This window comes from Paenibacillus sp. BAC0078 (assembly GCF_054483875.1).
Genome location: NZ_JBTLRW010000026.1, coordinates 17,790 through 36,014, shown reverse-complemented (window position 1 = coordinate 36,014; position 18,225 = coordinate 17,790). Strand labels below are relative to the sequence as shown.

The 18,225-nt window shown below is 51.6% G+C and carries 15 protein-coding genes; 4 read left to right on the top strand and 11 right to left on the bottom strand.

The annotated features are described in order from the left end of the window. Positions 1 to 163 precede the first annotated feature (163 nt). The 8 genes from ACX1DY_RS28560 to ACX1DY_RS28525 all read right to left on the bottom strand — a co-directional run bounded on the left by ACX1DY_RS28560 (position 164) and on the right by ACX1DY_RS28525 (position 7,027). Complete coding sequence (locus ACX1DY_RS28560; RefSeq protein WP_458967511.1) at positions 164 to 1,459, bottom strand: stalk domain-containing protein; 1,296 nt, start codon at positions 1,457 to 1,459, stop codon at positions 164 to 166. A 97-nt stretch (positions 1,460 to 1,556) separates the two neighbouring features. Beyond that, positions 1,557 to 1,823: a hypothetical protein gene (locus ACX1DY_RS28555; RefSeq protein ID WP_458967510.1), complete on the bottom strand. Its 267-nt coding sequence runs from the start codon at positions 1,821 to 1,823 to the stop codon at positions 1,557 to 1,559. A 16-nt stretch (positions 1,824 to 1,839) separates the two neighbouring features. Next, a complete protein-coding gene (locus ACX1DY_RS28550; protein ID WP_458967509.1) occupies positions 1,840 to 2,724 on the bottom strand; it encodes an inositol monophosphatase family protein in 885 nt (294 codons plus the stop codon). Positions 2,725 to 2,939: 215 nt separating this feature from the next. Further along, positions 2,940 to 3,947, bottom strand: a complete 1,008-nt coding sequence (gene uvsE, locus ACX1DY_RS28545) for a UV DNA damage repair endonuclease UvsE (protein ID WP_458967508.1) — start codon at positions 3,945 to 3,947, stop codon at positions 2,940 to 2,942. Further along, positions 3,944 to 4,261 carry a hypothetical protein gene (locus tag ACX1DY_RS28540; protein WP_458967507.1) on the bottom strand — a complete coding sequence of 106 codons (318 nt, stop codon included), beginning with the start codon at positions 4,259 to 4,261 and terminating at the stop codon, positions 3,944 to 3,946. The genes uvsE and ACX1DY_RS28540 overlap by 4 nt, the downstream gene beginning before the upstream one ends. Positions 4,262 to 4,308: 47 nt before the next feature. Next, positions 4,309 to 5,400: a D-alanine--D-alanine ligase gene (locus ACX1DY_RS28535; RefSeq protein WP_458967506.1), complete on the bottom strand. Its 1,092-nt coding sequence runs from the start codon at positions 5,398 to 5,400 to the stop codon at positions 4,309 to 4,311. A gap of 19 nt (positions 5,401 to 5,419) precedes the next feature. Continuing rightward, positions 5,420 to 6,448: an amidase domain-containing protein gene (locus tag ACX1DY_RS28530; protein WP_458967505.1), complete on the bottom strand. Its 1,029-nt coding sequence runs from the start codon at positions 6,446 to 6,448 to the stop codon at positions 5,420 to 5,422. A gap of 63 nt (positions 6,449 to 6,511) precedes the next feature. Then, positions 6,512 to 7,027 carry a hypothetical protein gene (locus ACX1DY_RS28525; protein WP_458967504.1) on the bottom strand — a complete coding sequence of 172 codons (516 nt, stop codon included), beginning with the start codon at positions 7,025 to 7,027 and terminating at the stop codon, positions 6,512 to 6,514. A 165-nt stretch (positions 7,028 to 7,192) separates the two neighbouring features. Between ACX1DY_RS28525 and acnA the strand changes: the two genes are divergently transcribed. Beyond that, positions 7,193 to 9,937, top strand: a complete 2,745-nt coding sequence (acnA, locus tag ACX1DY_RS28520; protein ID WP_458967503.1) for an aconitate hydratase AcnA — start codon at positions 7,193 to 7,195, stop codon at positions 9,935 to 9,937. A 104-nt stretch (positions 9,938 to 10,041) separates the two neighbouring features. Here the strand turns inward: acnA and ACX1DY_RS28515 are convergent, their stop codons facing one another. After that, on the bottom strand, positions 10,042 to 10,791 hold the full coding sequence (locus ACX1DY_RS28515) for an IclR family transcriptional regulator (RefSeq protein WP_458967502.1): 750 nt from the start codon (positions 10,789 to 10,791) through the stop codon (positions 10,042 to 10,044). Between the two features lie 243 nt (positions 10,792 to 11,034). Here ACX1DY_RS28515 and ACX1DY_RS28510 point away from each other — a divergent pair, with 243 nt between their 5' ends. Next, the gene (locus ACX1DY_RS28510; RefSeq protein WP_458967501.1) at positions 11,035 to 12,045 is read left to right on the top strand and encodes an alpha/beta hydrolase; all 1,011 of its coding nucleotides are present in this window, start codon (positions 11,035 to 11,037) and stop codon (positions 12,043 to 12,045) included. Positions 12,046 to 12,084: 39 nt separating this feature from the next. On the opposite strand, the gene ACX1DY_RS28505 is transcribed toward ACX1DY_RS28510, so the two are convergent. Both ACX1DY_RS28505 and ACX1DY_RS28500 read right to left on the bottom strand, forming a co-directional pair. After that, positions 12,085 to 13,794 (bottom strand): cache domain-containing sensor histidine kinase, encoded by a 1,710-nt coding sequence (locus ACX1DY_RS28505; RefSeq protein WP_458967500.1) that lies wholly within the window; start codon positions 13,792 to 13,794, stop codon positions 12,085 to 12,087. A gap of 21 nt (positions 13,795 to 13,815) precedes the next feature. After that, complete coding sequence (locus tag ACX1DY_RS28500) at positions 13,816 to 15,333, bottom strand: response regulator transcription factor (protein WP_458967499.1); 1,518 nt, start codon at positions 15,331 to 15,333, stop codon at positions 13,816 to 13,818. A 203-nt stretch (positions 15,334 to 15,536) separates the two neighbouring features. Between ACX1DY_RS28500 and ACX1DY_RS28495 the strand changes: the two genes are divergently transcribed. Further along, entirely contained in the window at positions 15,537 to 17,252 is a 1,716-nt protein-coding gene (locus ACX1DY_RS28495) for a type 2 periplasmic-binding domain-containing protein (protein ID WP_458967498.1), read from the top strand. Positions 17,253 to 17,273: 21 nt separating this feature from the next. Beyond that, the gene (locus tag ACX1DY_RS28490; protein WP_458967497.1) at positions 17,274 to 18,164 is read left to right on the top strand and encodes an ABC transporter permease; all 891 of its coding nucleotides are present in this window, start codon (positions 17,274 to 17,276) and stop codon (positions 18,162 to 18,164) included. Positions 18,165 to 18,225: the final 61 nt, after the last annotated feature.

The window sequence follows — 18,225 nt, the reverse complement described above, 5'->3', positions numbered from 1 at the left end:
CGCTTTTCGCGGTGAAAATCCGCAGACAGCCTAATCATACGGCCAGCTTTCCTACGGAAAGCTCTCAGGCGGACGCGTTCGCTCCTACAGTTCCAAACTTCCCCTCCGTCACTTCCGCCCTTTTTGTATTTTCTTTAGTTCAATTTATATAGCTTATGCGCGTTTATGGATTTATGAAAGCCGTCCGCAGCTTGCTGCTGTAATTCACATCAAATCCAAGTCCGGTAGCGAGCGCGCCGAGCGGCAAATAGGTTTTTTCTTCTTTGCCAACCTTTTGCAGGAAAGCCGGTGTATCAATCGCCACAGCCGTTCCATCTACCTTGATTGTCTTCGAGCCGATAGTAATAACTACTGTTCTTCCGCCGTATACGATGGTTGCGCTGGAGGTTTTATTATCCCATTTCCCTGCTGCGCCGACGGCATTAAGAATATCCTTCAGCGCCAGGAAGTTCTGGCCGTTCTTCAGAATCGGCTTGTTCGGCGTATTCAGCTCCACTCCCTTCACCACAATCGACATAGGCGCCGATGCGGCAGTCCAAGCGGAGACGGACGGAGTGCGGTACTCTCCCCAATACGCTTCAGCAAACACCCGGGCAATCGTTTCATACCCTAGCTGAGTCGGATGAAAATCCGCTTTTCCCGCGCCAATGATATGAGTCAAGGAACCTTCCACACCTGCGAACTTCTCTGCTACATGCGCCACTTTCACCGGTGCATTCGCCTGATTGACGCTGGCTGCTACGCTTTCCGCCGTCGCAGTGAACTGCTGGGCTGCGCTCATAAGCTTGTCATACGAGCTGCCTGCGGCGATTCTGGGCGCCGGCTGATATTGATCGGCAAGCAGTATGGTGGCCTGCGGATTGACCGTGCGAATGTTCTCCAGTGCCGCCTTTACATTGCTGCTGTAGCTTGCCATAAGCTGGTCCAGCTTAGCCTTGAACTCATCCTCTGTCAGATCCTTGGCCGTTAGCAGCAGGCTGCTGACATCGTTCCCGCCAATCGTCAGGGTGATCAGATCCGCTTCGGCAAGCTCGGTCTTGATCTGCGGAGGCAGCCCGGCAAAACGGCTAATCCGCGGGTCAGGAAGATCAGCCTGTATCCCATCGGCAGTAATGGCAGCCCCATCCTTAATCGCTGTTGTATAATTCTGCAGCCCCGCTGAAGTCAGCCCCAGAATACCATAGTTGCCTAGTTCACTTCTGCCGTGATACCAGCCCTGCTCCAGCAGTCTTTCTGCATATCCGTAAGGCTTCACATTCGGATCGGTCATTCCCGGCTCATAGCCGGCGGTGATGGAATCCCCCAGCGCTACGATGCGAAAAACATCTGCCCCCGAACCTTGCGTTACTGCGGCGGCTTCAGCCGCACTGGCCGAACCTGCTCCTGTGCTGATCAGCAAGGTGAACAGCAGCAGGCTGCTTGAGGCGGCTGCGACTACTTTTTTCCATGTGTTAAGCATCGTATCCCTCCAAAATTAATATAATTCCATTCTATCATCCGGGCAGCCTATGCAAAAGAGCGGTTTCCCATTATCGGGAAACCGCTCCAGATATACATTAGTCATTTTTGGGGCCGTCCGTGTCTTCCGATCCGGGTTTCTTCCCCGCCCGCTCCAGATACTTATCGTATCTGTCATCAAGCTCATGGCCAATTTTACGATAACGCAGCGTTTCTTCTACAATCGGATCAAGCGTGGTCTGAATACGGATCTCATACTTGGGCGAAATCTGACGGATTTCCTTGGCTGTCCGTTCGCCCGCTTCCATCTCTCCGTCCTCCAGCAGCTCGCTCAGCTTGCGCTCCAGATCATCTTTATCGCTCATGCTCCCGGCTGCCTCCTTAGCCCTTGTACCCCGTTGCTGCCGCTTCCTTCAGCGATGCAATCAGAAAATCATGAATTCGCCCGTTGCTCGCCACTACATGACGGGTGCCGATGTCGTAGGGGTTGCCCAGCGTATCCGTAACCTTGCCGCCGGATTCCAGCACCAGCAGCACGCCTGCCGCGCAGTCCCACGGACTGAGGCCGACCTCCCAGTAACCGTCCACCCGGCCTGCCGCAACATAAGCCAGATGAAGCGCCGCCGAGCCGCCGGCGCGGACACCGCGGATCTGCGGAAGAATATGCTGCAGCCCCGCCATATTCGCCGGCTGGGCGAAGGTGCGGTCCGGCGGAAAGCCCATCGCGATCAGACTGCTTCCCGGGTCAACTTCAGCAGATACAGCGGTAGGGATACCGTGCATATAGGCTCCTTTGCCCTTCTCGGCAACAAACATCTCATCGCGGATTGGGTCATAGATCACCCCAACCGTCAGCTCTCCCTTGATAACCAGTGCAATGGAGACACAGTAAAAGGGAAATCCGTGTACAAAATTAGTAGTCCCGTCTATCGGATCCACAATCCACAAGTATTCATGCTTGCGTCCTTCTTCCAGCGCAGTAGTCAAAGCATCCGCCCCTGGCTGAACACTTTCTTCCCCAAGAATGGCATGGTCGGGAAAATGGGTCAGGATCAGCCGGCGGATCATCTGCTCTACGCCTTTATCCACTTCAGTCACCAGATCCTGAGCCGAGGTCTTGCTGCCCAGCTCCTTCACTTGGCCTTGTCTGCTCTTGATCCATTCGCCCGCTTTGGCAGCGGCGTTGATCGCTACCGCTGTATGCCCCTTACTTGTCACGACGTAAGGCTCACGTTCATTCCGGTTATCAGAATTTGTAGGATTCATCTCTTCACTCCGCTTTCTTGAACATGATCGTTCTCTTATGTAAAGACAAGGTGCGCTCTTGCTTCAGACAGACATCCGGCGATAGGCCAGGCAATGAGCCTTGAGAGCGCCGGCCTTGTTTTTGCTAAAGTTTCATTCAACGTACCTTATTTCAGGCTACTTATCAAGTCAAACCTCGGCCCGTTTCCGGCCTCTAGCACCAGGTTACCTGCCGTTTATGGTTCAATATTGACGCTTGCACCATCTAATACCGTAATTCCGCTTCCGGCTTCCGCCAGCTCCTTCAGCGCCCCCATTAGACCAAACAACGCCCCGTCCTTCGCCTTCGCCTCAATCATGACATCGACAGCAGGGGTATCTGCAGCAATCCGCTTAAGAAAAGCCAGCAGCGGCGCAGGTTCCACACCATCCGCATGACTGCGCGGGTCAGAAGGGCTGCGGGGGCTTGAGACATGAATCTTCGGCGGCAGCGATTCACCGGGAAGGACGTCCTTCACCGCAAGCGGGCTCTGCCAAGTCTTCTGAATCTCCGGCCACAGCTCCCAGGGAAGCTCCCCTCCATTGTTGACCCACTGATGATGAATATCCAGCACCATCGGCAGGCCCAGCTTCCGGCTGACCTCAAGCGTCTCCGGCGCATTAAAGGTCTTGTCATCGTTCTCCAGCGTCAACCGTTCCTGCAGTTCCGGCGGCAGGAGGGCAAAATGCTCACAAAAACGCGCCGCAGCAACCGGCTTGTCCCCGTAAGCGCCGCCGATGTGGATGTTGTTCTTGGCGGTTGCCGGGAGGCCCATAGCCTTCAGCATATCCACATGATGCTGCAGATCACGGACAGAGCTGGCCAGCACCTCCGGCCGGGGCGTGCTCAGCACGGTAAAGTGATCGGGATGAAAGGATACTCTCAGCCCGTGCTTTTTCACATAGCCGCCTACTTCGGCAAATTCCCCGGCCAGTTCAGCGAAAGGATTCCAATCCTGCAAGTCAGGATGGGTCGCCAGCGGAATCAGCTTAGAGGTCAGGCGGTAAACCTTGATATCCGAGCCAACATTATGCTTGAGCAGGCGCAGCGTGTTATGAAGGTTCGTACGGGCGATGGCTGCAAGCCGCCGCAGTCCGGCCTCACGGTCGTCAAGCTTCTTGAAGCTTGACAGCGTCATGGTCTTGGAGGGCGAGCAGTCCTGAATCACCGTGGACATGGCCACATAACCAAAGCGGACGATCATCCCTCTTCCCCAAAAAACATCTCATAAGCCAGCGCTGTCTGCACCCGGGATTCTTCCTCATTCAGCTTGCGCACCAGGTCCATCTCAACCGCTGTAACCTCATTGCCCTGAAAGTTGATTTCTGCAATAGAGGCGGAAATTTTGACAATCGCTACAGCGACATTCTCCGGCGTGTAGGCGATAACCTTCTGGCCGGTCGGATACACCCGGAAGCCCATCTTCACCATTTTGGTACGGCCGTATTCGAGCAGTTCATACAGCTCCTGCTCATTCTTGAACTTGCAGACTGAATTGAATTCCGATTGAAACCCCATCGTTTCCCGCTCCTTCCCGGCCGGAATGCTCCCGCCGCTGCCTAATGTTATTCGTTGTCGTATTTCAGATTCTGCTTGAAATTATAGCGCTCCAGCGCCAGCTCAATCATCCGGTCCAGCAGCGCCTGATAAGATACACCGGTCTCACGCCACAGCAGCGGATACATGCTGTATGGCGTGAAGCCCGGCATCGTATTCACTTCATTAATAAGGATTTTGCCGTCGGATCTACGCAGGAAGAAGTCAGCACGGGTAATCCCGCTGCCCTCGATTGCCTTGAAGGCCTGAATGGCTGATTCGCGCAGGCGGTCGGCAACCTCAGGGTCTACAGGCGCCGGGATCAGCATCTGTGATTTGCCGTCGGTGTATTTTGCCGCGTAATCATAATATTCTCCGGAAGAGACGATTTCACCCGGAACCGAAGCCTCCGGCTCTTCATTTCCCAGCACACTGACCTCCACCTCACGCGCATCGACGAACTCTTCAATAATGACCTTGGTGTCATAGCGGAAAGCAAAGTCAATGGCTTTGGTCAGGCTGTCCTTGTCAACGGCTTTGGAGATGCCCACACTGGAGCCCAGATTGGCCGGCTTGACGAAGACGGGATAGCCCAGCTTATCCTCCACAGCAACGATCAGCTCGTGGCTTTTGCTTTTCCATGCCCCGACATTAAAATAACAATATTCACACTGATCCAGACCTGCTTCCCCAAAAAGCTTCTTCATGACTACCTTATCCATGCCTGCCGATGAAGCCAGCACACCCGCACCGATATAAGGAACATTAGCCATTTCGAACAAGCCTTGAATCGTTCCGTCTTCGCCATTGGTGCCGTGCAGGAGCGGGAACATCACATCAATGGCTGTTTCTCCGCCGGTCAGTCTGCTGAATACAGCATTTAGGGCCACGCCCATATCCCCGGCTTCCCCGCCCAGCTTGAGCTGCTCAATCCCGCTAAAAGGAGCATTAAGCGTTGCTCCGACCTTCCACAGCCCCTGCTTGGAAATATAAAAAGGTACAATCTCATATTTAGCGTAGTCAAAAGCGTTCATGACCGCAAACGCCGTCTGCAGCGATACCTCGTGCTCTCCGGATTTGCCGCCGTACACCAGTCCTACGGTTATTTTTGTGTTACTCATGCCCTAACCTCTTTCTGATTTATAAGTAGTCATTAATATGAAAAAAACGGTAGGCCGTTTTGTCGGTCCACGCATAGGAATCACGGTAATCCCAATAACGGTGACGGCTGCTGACCGTCCGCGCATTCACCAGCGGCATGCCCCCCGCGTCAAAAGCGGTGACAATCGTACTGTGCTGAAAATGGCCGTTGCCGTCCCAATCGTACTGGATCACGTCACCAAGCATTAGCTGATCGGCCCGTTCCATCACCTCGGCACGAAGCCCGCTGCTGCGGCCTGCGCTCAAATAACGCTGCAGACTGTCAGACACTGCCCAACTGAAGCTCCACCATTCCTGCGCGCCGTTGTAGCCTTTGTACCACCAGCCCGTTTCTCTTTTACCAGTATAGTTGATAGGTGCGCCCCCTGCAAAGAGACATTGGGAGACATAATTGGTGCAGTCCACGTCAAAAACCTCGAACTCCGGGTTGCCGTCCTTCCACCAGCGGTCAGCGTAGTCCGCCGCCTCTTCCCTGTTGTAGTGCACCTCCCTGCTGCTTGTAATCCCCCCGAGAATATTCCGGTTGAGCAGCGGCTGGGACGGCTGCGGAGCAGGGAGAACCTCGCCCCATTTGGACAGCCGCAGCGCCGACTCTGCGCTCACCACTTTGCGCACGGAATTCCGTTCCGGCACGCTGCGCTCCACAGTCGCAATCTCCCACGCGCTTCCCTCCCGCACAAAGGTCAGGCGTTCAGACTCAATAACATCCTCGCGGTGCGTGATTCCGCCCTTCTCATAATACAGCGCACTGTGCAGCGCCACATCCGCCACCACCTCTGCGGGATTCTGCCGCACCGTTCGCAGCGTGCGCACACCGGTCTCCCCGCGCAGCGGAGTAATCCCGCGCCGCTTATACCACTGCGACAGCCGCCGGGAGCGCTCTCCGTGCTCCAGCAGAAACCGCGGGTCCCTGACACTGCTGCGCTGCAGGTCAGTCCCCGGCGCAACTCTCCCCTTATTCACTTGATCCACGTACACATAAAGACTTTGTTTCCACTGCTGCTCCATTCCATCCCCGCCCCTTCATCCCATTTTGGCTGCTGTTCTATGTATATGAAGAAAGCCTCGCAGCTATACAGCTAGAAGTAAGAAGCCGGGGAGGAGGGCGTTGTGGGGGGGGATTCCGGCAGGGCGCTCCAACAACGGCATTTCTGCCGTTGTTCCGCCCACTTCCCGGCGGCGGCGCTCCAACAACGGCACTTCTGCCGTTGTTTCGCCCACTTCCCGGCGACGGCCCTCCAACAACGGCACTTCTGCCGTTGTTCCGCCCACTTCCCGGCGACGGCCCTCCAACAACGGCACTTCTGCCGTTGTTCCGCCCACTTCCCGCCGGCGGCCCTCCAACAACGGCACTTCTGCCGTTGTTCCGCCCACTTCCCGCCGGCGGCGCTCCAACAACGGCATTTCTGCCGTTGTTTCGTCCACTTCCCGCCAACGTCCCTCCAACAACGGCACTTCTACCGTTGTTTCTCCCACTTCCCGCCGGCGGCCCTCCAACAACGGCACTTCTGCCGTTGTTTCGTCCACTTCCCGCCGACGGCCCTCCAACAACGGCATTTCTGCCGTTGTCTCGCCCACTTCCCGCACGCGGCGCCTTCCTCATTTTCCCAAGCCAAAAAAACCGCATGCGGCGGGGGAAATTCAGGCTTTTTAACAGCAAAAAAAACTTTACTCCCCCCTTTGTAACCGTTATACTTGAGATATACTCAATATGAAATATGGTTTCACCAGATGAAACAAGGAGGCGCATATATGCCAAGCAAGGACCATTTTTCGCTGGCCCGTACCCTGGAGTCAGGCGGCAAAAGCTATCGCTACTACCATCTTAATTCTCTGGAAGAGCAGGGTGCAGGCAACATTTCCTCCCTGCCGTTTTCGATCAAAGTATTGCTTGAGGCGGCTGTCCGCCAATATGACGGACGGGCGATTACAGAAGAACATGTGAAGCAGCTGGCCGGCTGGTCAGGCGGCATTGACCGCAATAAAGAAATCCCATTCATCCCAGCCCGTATTGTGCTGCAGGACTTCACCGGCGTACCGGTGGTTGTCGATCTGGCAGCTATGCGCGATACCGTCAAAAAGGCCGGCGGAGATCCCAAGAAAATCAATCCGCTCGTACCGGTTGACCTCGTTATCGACCACTCGGTTATGGTTGACGCTTTTGGTACAGCCGATGCGCTGGAATACAACATGAACGTGGAGTTTGAGCGCAACGAGGAGCGCTACCGGTTCCTGCGCTGGGCGCAGACGGCCTTCAATAATTTCCGCGCCGTTCCTCCGGCCACCGGTATCGTGCATCAGGTCAACCTGGAGTATCTGGCCTCTGTGGCAGCCACCAAGACCGCTGACGGCGAAACCGTCGTGTACCCGGATTCCCTGGTCGGCACCGACTCGCATACGACGATGATCAACGGCCTCGGCGTCGTGGGCTGGGGCGTAGGCGGAATCGAGGCGGAAGCCGGGATGCTGGGGCAGCCGCTTTATTTTGTAACCCCGGATGTTGTCGGCTTCAAGCTTACCGGCAGCCTGATGGAAGGCGCTACAGCAACCGATCTGGCGCTGACCGTCACCCAAATGCTGCGCAAAAAAGGCGTAGTCGGCAAATTCGTCGAATTCTACGGACCGGGCCTGGCCAACATCAGTCTGGCAGACCGCGCGACTGTAGCCAATATGGCTCCTGAATACGGGGCAACCATCGGTTTCTTCCCGGTTGATGAAGAGACTCTGGCCTATCTGCGCAGCACCGGCCGTCCTGAAGAGCTGGTGCAGCTGGTCGGAGACTATTACAAGGCACAGGGCATGTTCCGCACCTCGGATACCCCGGACCCGCAGTTCAGCGATGTCATTGAGCTTGATCTTGCTTCTGTCGTTTCCAGCCTTGCCGGACCTAAACGTCCTCAGGACCGGGTTGAGCTGACACAGATGAAAGAGAACTTCGAAAGCATTATCCGTACTCCGGTGGACAAAGGCGGTTATGGCCTCAGTGACGAGAAAATCAGCGAGACCATCGAAGTGCAGCACAAGAACGGCAGCAGCAGCAAGCTCAGCACAGGCGCGGTAGTAATCGCAGCCATTACAAGCTGCACCAACACCTCCAACCCAAGCGTAATGCTCGGAGCCGGTCTGCTTGCCAAGAAGGCTGTAGAGCGCGGACTAACCAAACCTGGCTATGTAAAAAGCAGTCTTACACCAGGATCGCTGGTCGTGACTGAATATCTGGAAAAAGCAGACCTGTTGAAGCCGCTGGAAGCGCTCGGTTTCTATCTGGCCGGTTACGGCTGCGCCACCTGTATCGGCAACTCCGGCCCGCTGCCGGATGAAGTCAGCCAGGCGATTGCGGACAATGATATGACGGTAGCTGCCGTAATCTCCGGGAACCGGAACTTTGAGGGCCGTGTGCATGCCCAGGTCAAAGCGAATTACCTGGCTTCCCCGCCGCTTGTCGTAGCGTATGCGCTGGCAGGTACGGTCAACATTGATCTGAAGACCGAGCCGCTCGGCTATGATCCGCAAGGTGAACCAGTATACCTTGCCGACATCTGGCCGACCTCCGCAGAAATCAGTGAAGCGATCAGACTCTCCCTTAGTCCGGAGATGTTCCGCCGCAAATATGAGAATGTATTCACCGCCAATGAACGCTGGAATTCGATTCCGGTGCCGGAAGGCGAGCTGTACGAATGGGATGACAATTCTACGTACATCCAGAACCCGCCGTTCTTCGAGGATCTGGCTGATGGTGTAGGCGATATCAAGGATATCCGCAATGCCCGCGTGCTTGCGCTGCTGGGCGATTCCGTGACCACCGACCACATCTCGCCGGCGGGCAATATCTCCACCTCCGGTCCGGCCGGTGAATATCTGCGGAGTCATGGCGTGGAACGCGCCGACTTCAACTCCTACGGCTCACGCCGCGGGAACCATGAAGTGATGATGCGCGGCACCTTCGCCAACATCCGCATCCGCAACGCAGTCGCTCCTGGAACGGAAGGCGGCGTAACCACCTTCCTGCCAAGCGAAGAGGTCATGTCGATCTATGATGCGTCCATGCTGTATCAATCAGCCGGACAGAATCTGATTGTCATCGCGGGCAAGGAATACGGCACAGGCAGCTCGCGCGACTGGGCGGCCAAAGGTACGCTTCTGCTGGGCGTCAAAGCCGTCATCGCCGAGAGCTTCGAGCGGATTCACCGCAGCAATCTCGTCGGCATGGGCGTACTGCCGCTGCAATTCCAGGAAGGCCATAGCTGGAGCAGCATGGGGCTGACCGGACGCGAGACCTTCAATATCACCGGGCTTGGCAACGATGTCCTCCCGGGTCAGGAGCTGACCGTTACCGCTACCCGCGAAGACGGCACACAGTTCGAATTCCCGGTTATCGCCCGCCTCGACAGCACCGTTGATATCGACTACTACCGCAATGGCGGCATTCTGCAGACCGTGCTCCGCCAGATGCTGGCTGATGCCACCACTTCGGACTCCGCGCTGACGGTAGAATAAATCAGACAAAGAGGGTAAGCGGACTTCATCGCCCGCTTACCCTCTTCTCAAACCACAACAAAGCCTCCGCCATCTCCCTAAGGGATTGCCGGAGGCTTTTAATATTATCCCATCATGAGTCCCATTTCTGCAGCGTTTTCCTTCAAGATCACCGCATATTCCTCCAATGTCTCCCGGGACAGACGGCTGACAGGACCCGACAGGGAGAGCGCGGCCACTACCGTACCTCTGCGCCCGACGATGGGCACTGCTACCGCAGCCGCACCCGGCTCCCGCTCCTCGAAGCTTGTTGCATAACCCAGGCGGGTAATCTCCCGCAGCTGCTCCATGTACACGCTCCTGTCGACAGACTCCGGCCAGCCCGGGTCAGCCAGCAGCCGGGCCTGCACCTCATGCGGCGCGTATGCGGCCAGCACCTTGCTTGACGCGCCCACCGACAGCGGCAGCCGGGCGCCAATCTGCGCGACCCGGCGGATGGCCTGCTGGCTCTGCACCGCCTGAATGCGTACGCGCTCCAGATCGTCGCGCAAATACAGGCTGACGGTCTCTCCCAGCCGGTCGCGCAGCCGCTCCATCGCCGGAAGCAGCAGCACAGCCGGTTCATCCAGCGTCGGCAAATGTGTAGACAGCTCCCAGATGCGGATGCCCAGACGGTACTTCTCCGTGGCTTCATTACGAATCAGGAAGCCCTTCTCCTCCAGAGTCGTCAGCAGCCGGTGTACGGTGCTTTTATGTAAATTGATTTTGGAAGCAATCTCCGTCAAGCTCAAATCACTTTCACTTTCCTGTGTGAAGCAAAGCAATATATCCAGCGCACGTTCCACGGCGCGTACGGTCAGTTTACGGTCCTCCACAGCAATCTCCCCTTTGGCTGTTTCACTAAATGAAACCCGGTTACATATTTTATTGTGATCAACTCTATCTTAGAGCAAAAACCCAAGAAAAGTCCAGCATATTCAGAGGGCGGAAAAGACTGGGCCGCACTTTACAGTTAGATTACAAAAGCGGCGATTTCATTGACTTTGTAAGGGCAGAATCATACGATTAAATATATGAATTAATAACGTAATTATGGACCATGTATTGGAGGGGACCTTATGGATTTAGCAACCACGCGTGCCGGCAGGCCGGTCTCCCGTAAGCCCGATGAGCCTACGCCAAGCTCCGCACTCAAGCTCTCACTGCGGATGATCCGCTTCAAGCATATTATCGTCGCTTTGCTGCTGTCCGTTTTTTTCTTCTTTGCTTTCTGCTTCATCGCACTGCACGGCTATATCGCCTGGGTGCTGTCCAATCCCACAGTGGCCCCGCTCTACTCCAACCCGTCACTAGCTAAGGGGCTGGATTATGAGGATATCACCTTTCCGGCGCTGGACGGCAGCCGTACGATGCAGGGCTGGTACATCCCATCCAAGGGCGCGGTCAAAACCATCGTATTCAGCCACGGCTACGGCGCCAATCGCGAAGAAACCTGGGTGCCCATGTACGATCTTGCCCATTATGCGCACAGCCTTCATTTTAATGTCATCATGTTCGATTACGGCTTTGCCTCCAAGACCAACAGGGATATCGCCACCGGCGGCAAAAAGGAATCCCAGCAGCTCCTCGGGGCCATAAAATACGCCAAGGAACGCGGAGCCAAAGAAATCGTCGTCTGGGGTTTCTCCATGGGTGCAGGCACTGCGCTGCAGGCGGGACTGGTTACCAAGGATGTGGATGCCATGATTCTGGACAGCACCTTCCTGCTCGAGCCGGATACGCTGTATCATAACATCAAGCAGAATATCGACCTGCCCCGGCAGCCCTCCCTGGAGATTATGAAGCTGCTCTTCCCGGTGCTGAACGGCACAGGTCTGAACCAGATCCCTTATACCAAGGTAAAATCAGAGGATTATCCGTTCCCGATACTGTTCATGCACGGCACCAAGGATGATAAAGCGCCTTATCCGATTGCCGAGGAGCTGGCGGCCAACCAGACCAACCCGTATTCCGGTTCCTGGATCGTGAAGGACAGCCACCATGAGCTGCTGTTCCGGGAGCATCCGCGCGAATATCTGCGGCGTGTCTCCGCTTTTCTGGGCAACGTGCAGTTGGCTAAAGCCCATTAGAACAGACACGTAAGTTTCAAACCCATATGGCGGCAAATCTTAATTGAGTTCATTATAAGGAATTTTGAGCAAGACTTGCGTCCCTTCTCCGGGAACACTGTTAATCGTCAGTCCATACTGTTCGCCGTACATCAAAACTGCCCGATCATTCACATTTTTGAGCCCGTATCCTTTAGATTGGGATTTAAGCAGTAGAGCAAGCCGCTCTTGCTCTACTCCAATTCCATTGTCCGTTATCAGAAAAACTATACTTTGATCTTCTTTTTGGCCTGAGAGCTGTATGACTCCACCGCCGTCTTCCCGGTTTTCAATTCCATGAATAATCGCATTTTCGATTAAAGGCTGGAGCATTAAATTGGGCATACGGCAGGAAAGAATGGGATCATCAATCTGATAGTCTATCTTGAAGCTGTTGCTGTGCATAATCAACTGGATATTAATATAGGACTGAACATTAAGAATTTCGTCCGAAACCAAAATAAGATTCTCGCCCTTATTGAGCGTAGTACGATAAAAGGTAGATAAGAGCTGGGCCATTTCACTAATATCCGTCGCATGTATCCGCAGCGCTCGCCAATTTATTAATGACAGGGAATTGTACAAAAAATGAGGATTGATCTGTGCCTGCAGAGCTTTCATTTCGTATTCCTTGCGTGCGATTTCTCCCACATACACAGTGTCGATAAGAGTCTTGGTTCTTCCTAACATACTTCCAAACCCCCGGATCAGATCTCCGATTTCATCTTTAGAATCGCTAAAAACTTTAATCTCTAAATTCCCTTCTCCTATAAGTTTCATATTTTTGTGCAGGCGGTGAATAGGCAGCATAATTTTCCGGGAAAAGAGTGTGCCGGACACAACGACTGCAGCGATGCAGGCGGCAATCATCAACAGGACGGTCAAAGCAATCCACCATGCGGATTTAGTGATCAGGCTTGTCGGCTTATACAAATATACTTTCCAGCCTGTAATCGGGATCGAAGATTGCAGGACAGTGTAGTTCTTCCCGCTCCAATGAAACTCATCAGCTGTCTTATCGGAAATGGGAATATCTGAATTTTTACGGTCAGCTCCCGAGGAATAGATAGAAGCCCCACTCGAATCCAATATAAGTATTTCCGCTCCATGAGATTGGAGGGGTTCAAACGTTTTAAATAGCGCATCATAGTCTACAAGTGCAAACAGAATGTTATCTTTGGGATTTTCTTGTTTCGTGCTGAGGATACGCCGGACACTATATACACTCTTGTTGCTGGAAAACCAAAGAACATCAACCGATTTCATTACGCGCGGATACCATGAGGTTTCTTTTACTTCATCAATAGGCATTACGGTGTTTCCATGCTGAGGCAGATTAGTTCCGGTATACAGGGTGATTTGTTCTACCCCGGTATTTAAGTAACGCGCTGTAAAGAAATTTTGATCAATGACGTTATTTAACTGGTCATACATTTCATACGCACTGGTATAAGTGGTGTTGGAGGCATTAACAATTTCCTGGTTGAAGCTCAGAAAATTCATTATTTTATTGTAGACATCCAGTTGATTGTTTACAGCCAGGACGCTTTGTTTTAATGTGGCATTCAGGTCGGCTTTTGACTGTTGCACTAAGAGCGATCTGGTTTCTGAGAAGCAAAAGCTTCCGAGAACAATCACAGGAATCATGCTAACCAGCAAAAATGAAAGCTTGATTTTAGTTTGAAATCTGAAGTCTCCAATTTTCTGTTTAAAGGACTTCCACGTTTGCATGCTGTTCCTCCCGGGCTCAGATTATTTCTGATTGTACTGCCGGAATTTCTCAGGAGTCTGCCCAAAAAAATCTCTGAAATTCTGACAAAAATAAGAAACATTTTGAAACCCCACTGTATAACAAATATCCGAAACCTTAAGATGTGTCTGCTGCAGCATGTCTTTGGCAATATTCATACGGACATTTTTAATGTACTTGTTCAATCCGCAGCCCGTATTTTTTTTGAAAATAGAGCTTAAATAATGAGGCGATAAATGGATCTTTGCAGCAAGAAGGTCCAAGCTCAAATCCTCGCCATAATGCTCCTCGATGTACTGCTTTACGGCGGCAATATCCCGGTTTAAAAATTCCGAACTGCTATACTCCTGGTCAAGGAGCGTAATCCCGGCAATGATAATCTCTTTTATTTCCTTTAACTCTTCGGACTTATATATTTTTTCGATTCCATGGCTCAATTCAATTTCAGATACAGGTGCAGAATATGTCATAATCTCCTGATACAACGAGGTAAACATATACTTTACATATAATTGTGAAAATTGAGCCTGATTCGCATATTTTTGATACAAAAGATCTGTATTTGCTCTAAGACTGAAAATATCCCTTTCCTTCAGATTATTTCTGATGTGATTTAATAGATCGTGATCTGATAGCTCAGGGAGCATGTCATTAGAAAAATAAAAATCCTTCTTCACTTCAAACACAAAATAATCCGGCGAGAAGAACCGGTATTCCATCAGTTGATCTAATTGAATCAGAGCAGCGGAAAGCTCCTGCAGCACCGTGAATTCATCATTTATCGCGAGATAGCAATGCACTTTATATTTATCTAGTATACGATCATGCAAGTGCGTGCCTAATTCACGGAAAGAACAGGACTCTGCTTGCAGACGGGGAAATAACAGCAAACTTTGGCAGCCATTCAAATTCACATAATCAACAGGGTCCTGTAGTAAAGACAGGATAAAATCCTCAAACTCCGGTCCGGCATTTTCAAAAAAGTTCTTGTCAAATTCCAGCAAAAACATTCCATGATAATGCTCTGGAAGCCCGAACGAAATCTCCTTCATAGAAGGAGGTATTCCGAGGCCGTTAACAAGGTTAAAAAGCACATGCTTTTTGACATATTCAAGTTTAATTTGCGAAGCGATGTGTTCCTGTTCCTGATCTGTGAGCTGAGCAATTACCTTTTGCAACGTAGTTTGAAAAGCTTCAACATTGATCGGCTTGAGAAGATATTCAGAAACACCAAGGGAGATGGCGGTTTGCGCATATTCAAATTCAGCGTACCCGCTGAAAAGAATAACCTTTAATTTAGGTTGAAGCTTTAAAGCTTCTGTTGTAAGCTGCAAGCCATCCATTATGGGCATCCGAACATCAGTAAAGAGAATATCGACAGGATTCTGCTTCAAATACCCGAGCGCCTTTCGGCCGTTTTCCGCCGTTTCGATATGCAGGGAAAACCCCAGTTCATGAATGAGAAATTCAATGCCCTCCCGTTCTTCCCTTTGATCATCTGCTATTAGTATAGTTAACATCCCGGCCGCCCTCTCATTGCGCAATAATCCATTTGTCCCTAATGATGTGTATTGTACCATGTTTTAATTGAGCTTTTTAGCAGGCAGAACGCATTGCTTCAAGTAGGTTATTTATTTGTATAAAACGTAATTTATTTGTATTTACGCTCAAAAGTAACGGACCCTACAATAAAGAAGCAGATATTTATTAAGGGGGTTCTTATATGTCATCCAAGATTACAAAGACTTGCTCTATTTTATTGGCAGCGCTTTTAGCCACTTCAGTCGCAGGCTGTCAAAGCTCCAATTCCAATGATTCGGCCAAAAGTCCCGCTACAAATTCAAATGATCCAGCGTGGAAGGAAGCCCAAACGACTCCTTTTGCCCCGTATCCTGAAACCGTTACCTATACGATTGGGCAGGTAGCCTCCAACTACTCCGCACTTGCGGGTACGCCGTATGAAAAGGATAATGCGACCGATAATGTCTGGACCAGATATTTCAAAAATAAACTCAACGTGCAAAACAAAGCTGCATTTGAAGCGAATGACGGCACAGACTATACCCAAAAGGTGTCAATGGCCATTGTAGGCGGTACGATTCCCGATATCATGGTTGTCCCTGACCTGGCTACACTGCAGCAGCTTTATGAAAACGATCTTATTGCGGATATGACAGATGCTTATAATCAATGTGCCAGCGACCAGATTAAGGAGATTTATGACTCCTATAAAGGCCGTGTTCTGAATACTGCAAAGTTTGACGGAAAACTGATGGCGCTGCCGACTACAGAAATTTCACACGGCCCAGGGGTGCTTTGGTTGCGCAAAGACTGGATGGATAAATTGGGACTCAAAGATCCCAAAACGATGGAAGATGTAGAGAACATCATCACCCAGTTCGTTGAAAAGGACCCTGGCGGCAATGGAGCGGGAAACACGGTCGGCCTTGTGGTCGACAATAAAGATACCGCTGGTGTGTCCGGCGGCCAGTATGAAGTGAACAACATCTTTACGCTGTATGGCGCATTCCCGAAGCAATGGATTGATGATGGAAGCGGCAAGGCGGTGTATGGTTCCGTGCAGCCCGAAATGAAGCCGGCCCTGGCAAAATTGGCGGATATGTACAAGAAGGGATTGATCGACCGGCAGTTTGCCGTACGCACAGCCGACGACCGAAAGGCGCTGCTTACCAGCGGAAAAAGCGGCTCGTTCATGGACAACTGGTGGGGAAGCTGGACGGTAGCGGATACGCTTAAATTAAATCCAAATGCCAAGTGGGTGTCTTATGTGGCTCCGCAGTCGGAGGATGGTTCAGTTACGATGTTCACCGGCAACCCTTCAAGCAGCTACCTTGTGGTCCGGAAAGGGTTCGAGCATCCCGAAGCCGCTGTAAAAATCGCCAGCCTTCAGTTTGATTATCTGCGTTATCAGGAAAAGGATGCAGCAGTCTTGAAGGAATTCGAGGACTACAGCAGCTATAACGTCGGGGGATCTCCGCTTGCTATAAATATTGATTACTATGATGCATTTTACCGTAATGTCGGGATTATGGAAGATGCGCTGAATACAGGGGACAGCAGCAAACTGCTCACCAGCAACGATAGAAACGCCTACCGCTCATACAAGAAGTATCTGGATAACGTGAAAAACGGGGAGACACTGGATTCGGGCGGATGGGCCGGGTATACATCGAGCATCACGACTGCCAACCTGGTCAAGAATTCAAAGATCAAGGAAGTGAACCCTGTATTTTTTGGAACGACGCCTTCCATGGCACTCAAGTGGCCGACGCTGACAAAAATGGAGCTGGAAATGTTTCTGAAGATCATTACCGGTGAGCAATCTCCTGATGCTTTTGATAGCTTTGTAAGCAGCTGGAAAAAAACAGGCGGGGATACGATTACGGGCGAAGTTAATGAAGCGATCGCTTCCAAATGATACTGAAAGAGATGATTCTAAATGAACAATAAAAAAGATCAGGCGGCGTTCCACCTTATGCTCGCACCAAGTATAGTGTTCTTGATTATCTTCTCTTTTATTCCAATGTTCGGTATCGTGATGGCTTTCCAAAACTACATTCCTGCTAAAGGCATCAGCGGATCGGCGTGGGTGGGACTTGATAATTTCAAGTTTATGTTTCAAATTCCCGACAGTAAGCAAATATTAATCAATACTGTGGTCATAGCCTTATGGAAAATCATTGCAGGTACTTTTGTCTCGATTGTGTTCGCCCTGCTGTTAAACGAAATTCGTGTACGATTTGTCAAAAAGTTCATGCAGACCGTTGTTTATCTGCCGAATTTTCTGTCCTGGGCCGTGCTGGCTACTGTCGTTATGAATATTTTTTCTTACGAAGGTCCGGTTAACGCATTTTTGGGATGGTTTGGCATTGATCCGGTTTTGTTCATGGCCAGTAATGACTGGTTCAGACCTATGCTGGTGTTAACCGATGTCTGGAAAGGGTTTGGATATGGCTCTATCATCTATTTGGCCTCCCTGACGGCAATTGATCCGGGACTATATGAAGCGTCATCCATTGACGGCGCCAATAGATTCAAACAACTGTGGTATGTGACGCTGCCCGGCTTGATGCCTACCATCCTGCTGGTTACAACTTTAAATCTGCCCAACGTGCTCAATGCCGGGTTTGACCAGATTTTCAATCTTTATAATCCTTTGGTTTACGCAACGTCCGATATTATTGACACCTATGTATACCGGGTGGGCCTGGTAGAGAGACAATACAGCCTGGGAACAGCGGTAGGGCTCCTGCGGTCAGTTGTTGGAATTGTCCTCATACTTTCCGCCAATAAGCTGGCGCAAAAACTTACAGATTACAGAATCTTCTGAACAGGGAGGTGTTATTCATTTTCACTCATTCTATCAAAAGCCGAATTGCAGATGCTATAAT

What these genes read in the sequence shown, in the direction of transcription:
- ACX1DY_RS28560 (WP_458967511.1), bottom strand. Translation starts at nt 1,459, where the DNA reads ATGCTTAACACATGGAAAAAAGTAGTCGCAGCCGCCTCAAGCAGCCTG.
- ACX1DY_RS28555 (WP_458967510.1), bottom strand. Translation starts at nt 1,823, where the DNA reads ATGAGCGATAAAGATGATCTGGAGCGCAAGCTGAGCGAGCTGCTGGAG.
- ACX1DY_RS28550 (WP_458967509.1), bottom strand. Translation starts at nt 2,724, where the DNA reads ATGAATCCTACAAATTCTGATAACCGGAATGAACGTGAGCCTTACGTC.
- uvsE (WP_458967508.1), bottom strand. Translation starts at nt 3,947, where the DNA reads ATGATCGTCCGCTTTGGTTATGTGGCCATGTCCACGGTGATTCAGGAC.
- ACX1DY_RS28540 (WP_458967507.1), bottom strand. Translation starts at nt 4,261, where the DNA reads ATGGGGTTTCAATCGGAATTCAATTCAGTCTGCAAGTTCAAGAATGAG.
- ACX1DY_RS28535 (WP_458967506.1), bottom strand. Translation starts at nt 5,400, where the DNA reads ATGAGTAACACAAAAATAACCGTAGGACTGGTGTACGGCGGCAAATCC.
- ACX1DY_RS28530 (WP_458967505.1), bottom strand. Translation starts at nt 6,448, where the DNA reads ATGGAGCAGCAGTGGAAACAAAGTCTTTATGTGTACGTGGATCAAGTG.
- acnA (WP_458967503.1), top strand. Translation starts at nt 7,193, where the DNA reads ATGCCAAGCAAGGACCATTTTTCGCTGGCCCGTACCCTGGAGTCAGGC.
- ACX1DY_RS28510 (WP_458967501.1), top strand. Translation starts at nt 11,035, where the DNA reads ATGGATTTAGCAACCACGCGTGCCGGCAGGCCGGTCTCCCGTAAGCCC.
- ACX1DY_RS28505 (WP_458967500.1), bottom strand. Translation starts at nt 13,794, where the DNA reads ATGCAAACGTGGAAGTCCTTTAAACAGAAAATTGGAGACTTCAGATTT.
- ACX1DY_RS28500 (WP_458967499.1), bottom strand. Translation starts at nt 15,333, where the DNA reads ATGTTAACTATACTAATAGCAGATGATCAAAGGGAAGAACGGGAGGGC.
- ACX1DY_RS28495 (WP_458967498.1), top strand. Translation starts at nt 15,537, where the DNA reads ATGTCATCCAAGATTACAAAGACTTGCTCTATTTTATTGGCAGCGCTT.
- ACX1DY_RS28490 (WP_458967497.1), top strand. Translation starts at nt 17,274, where the DNA reads ATGAACAATAAAAAAGATCAGGCGGCGTTCCACCTTATGCTCGCACCA.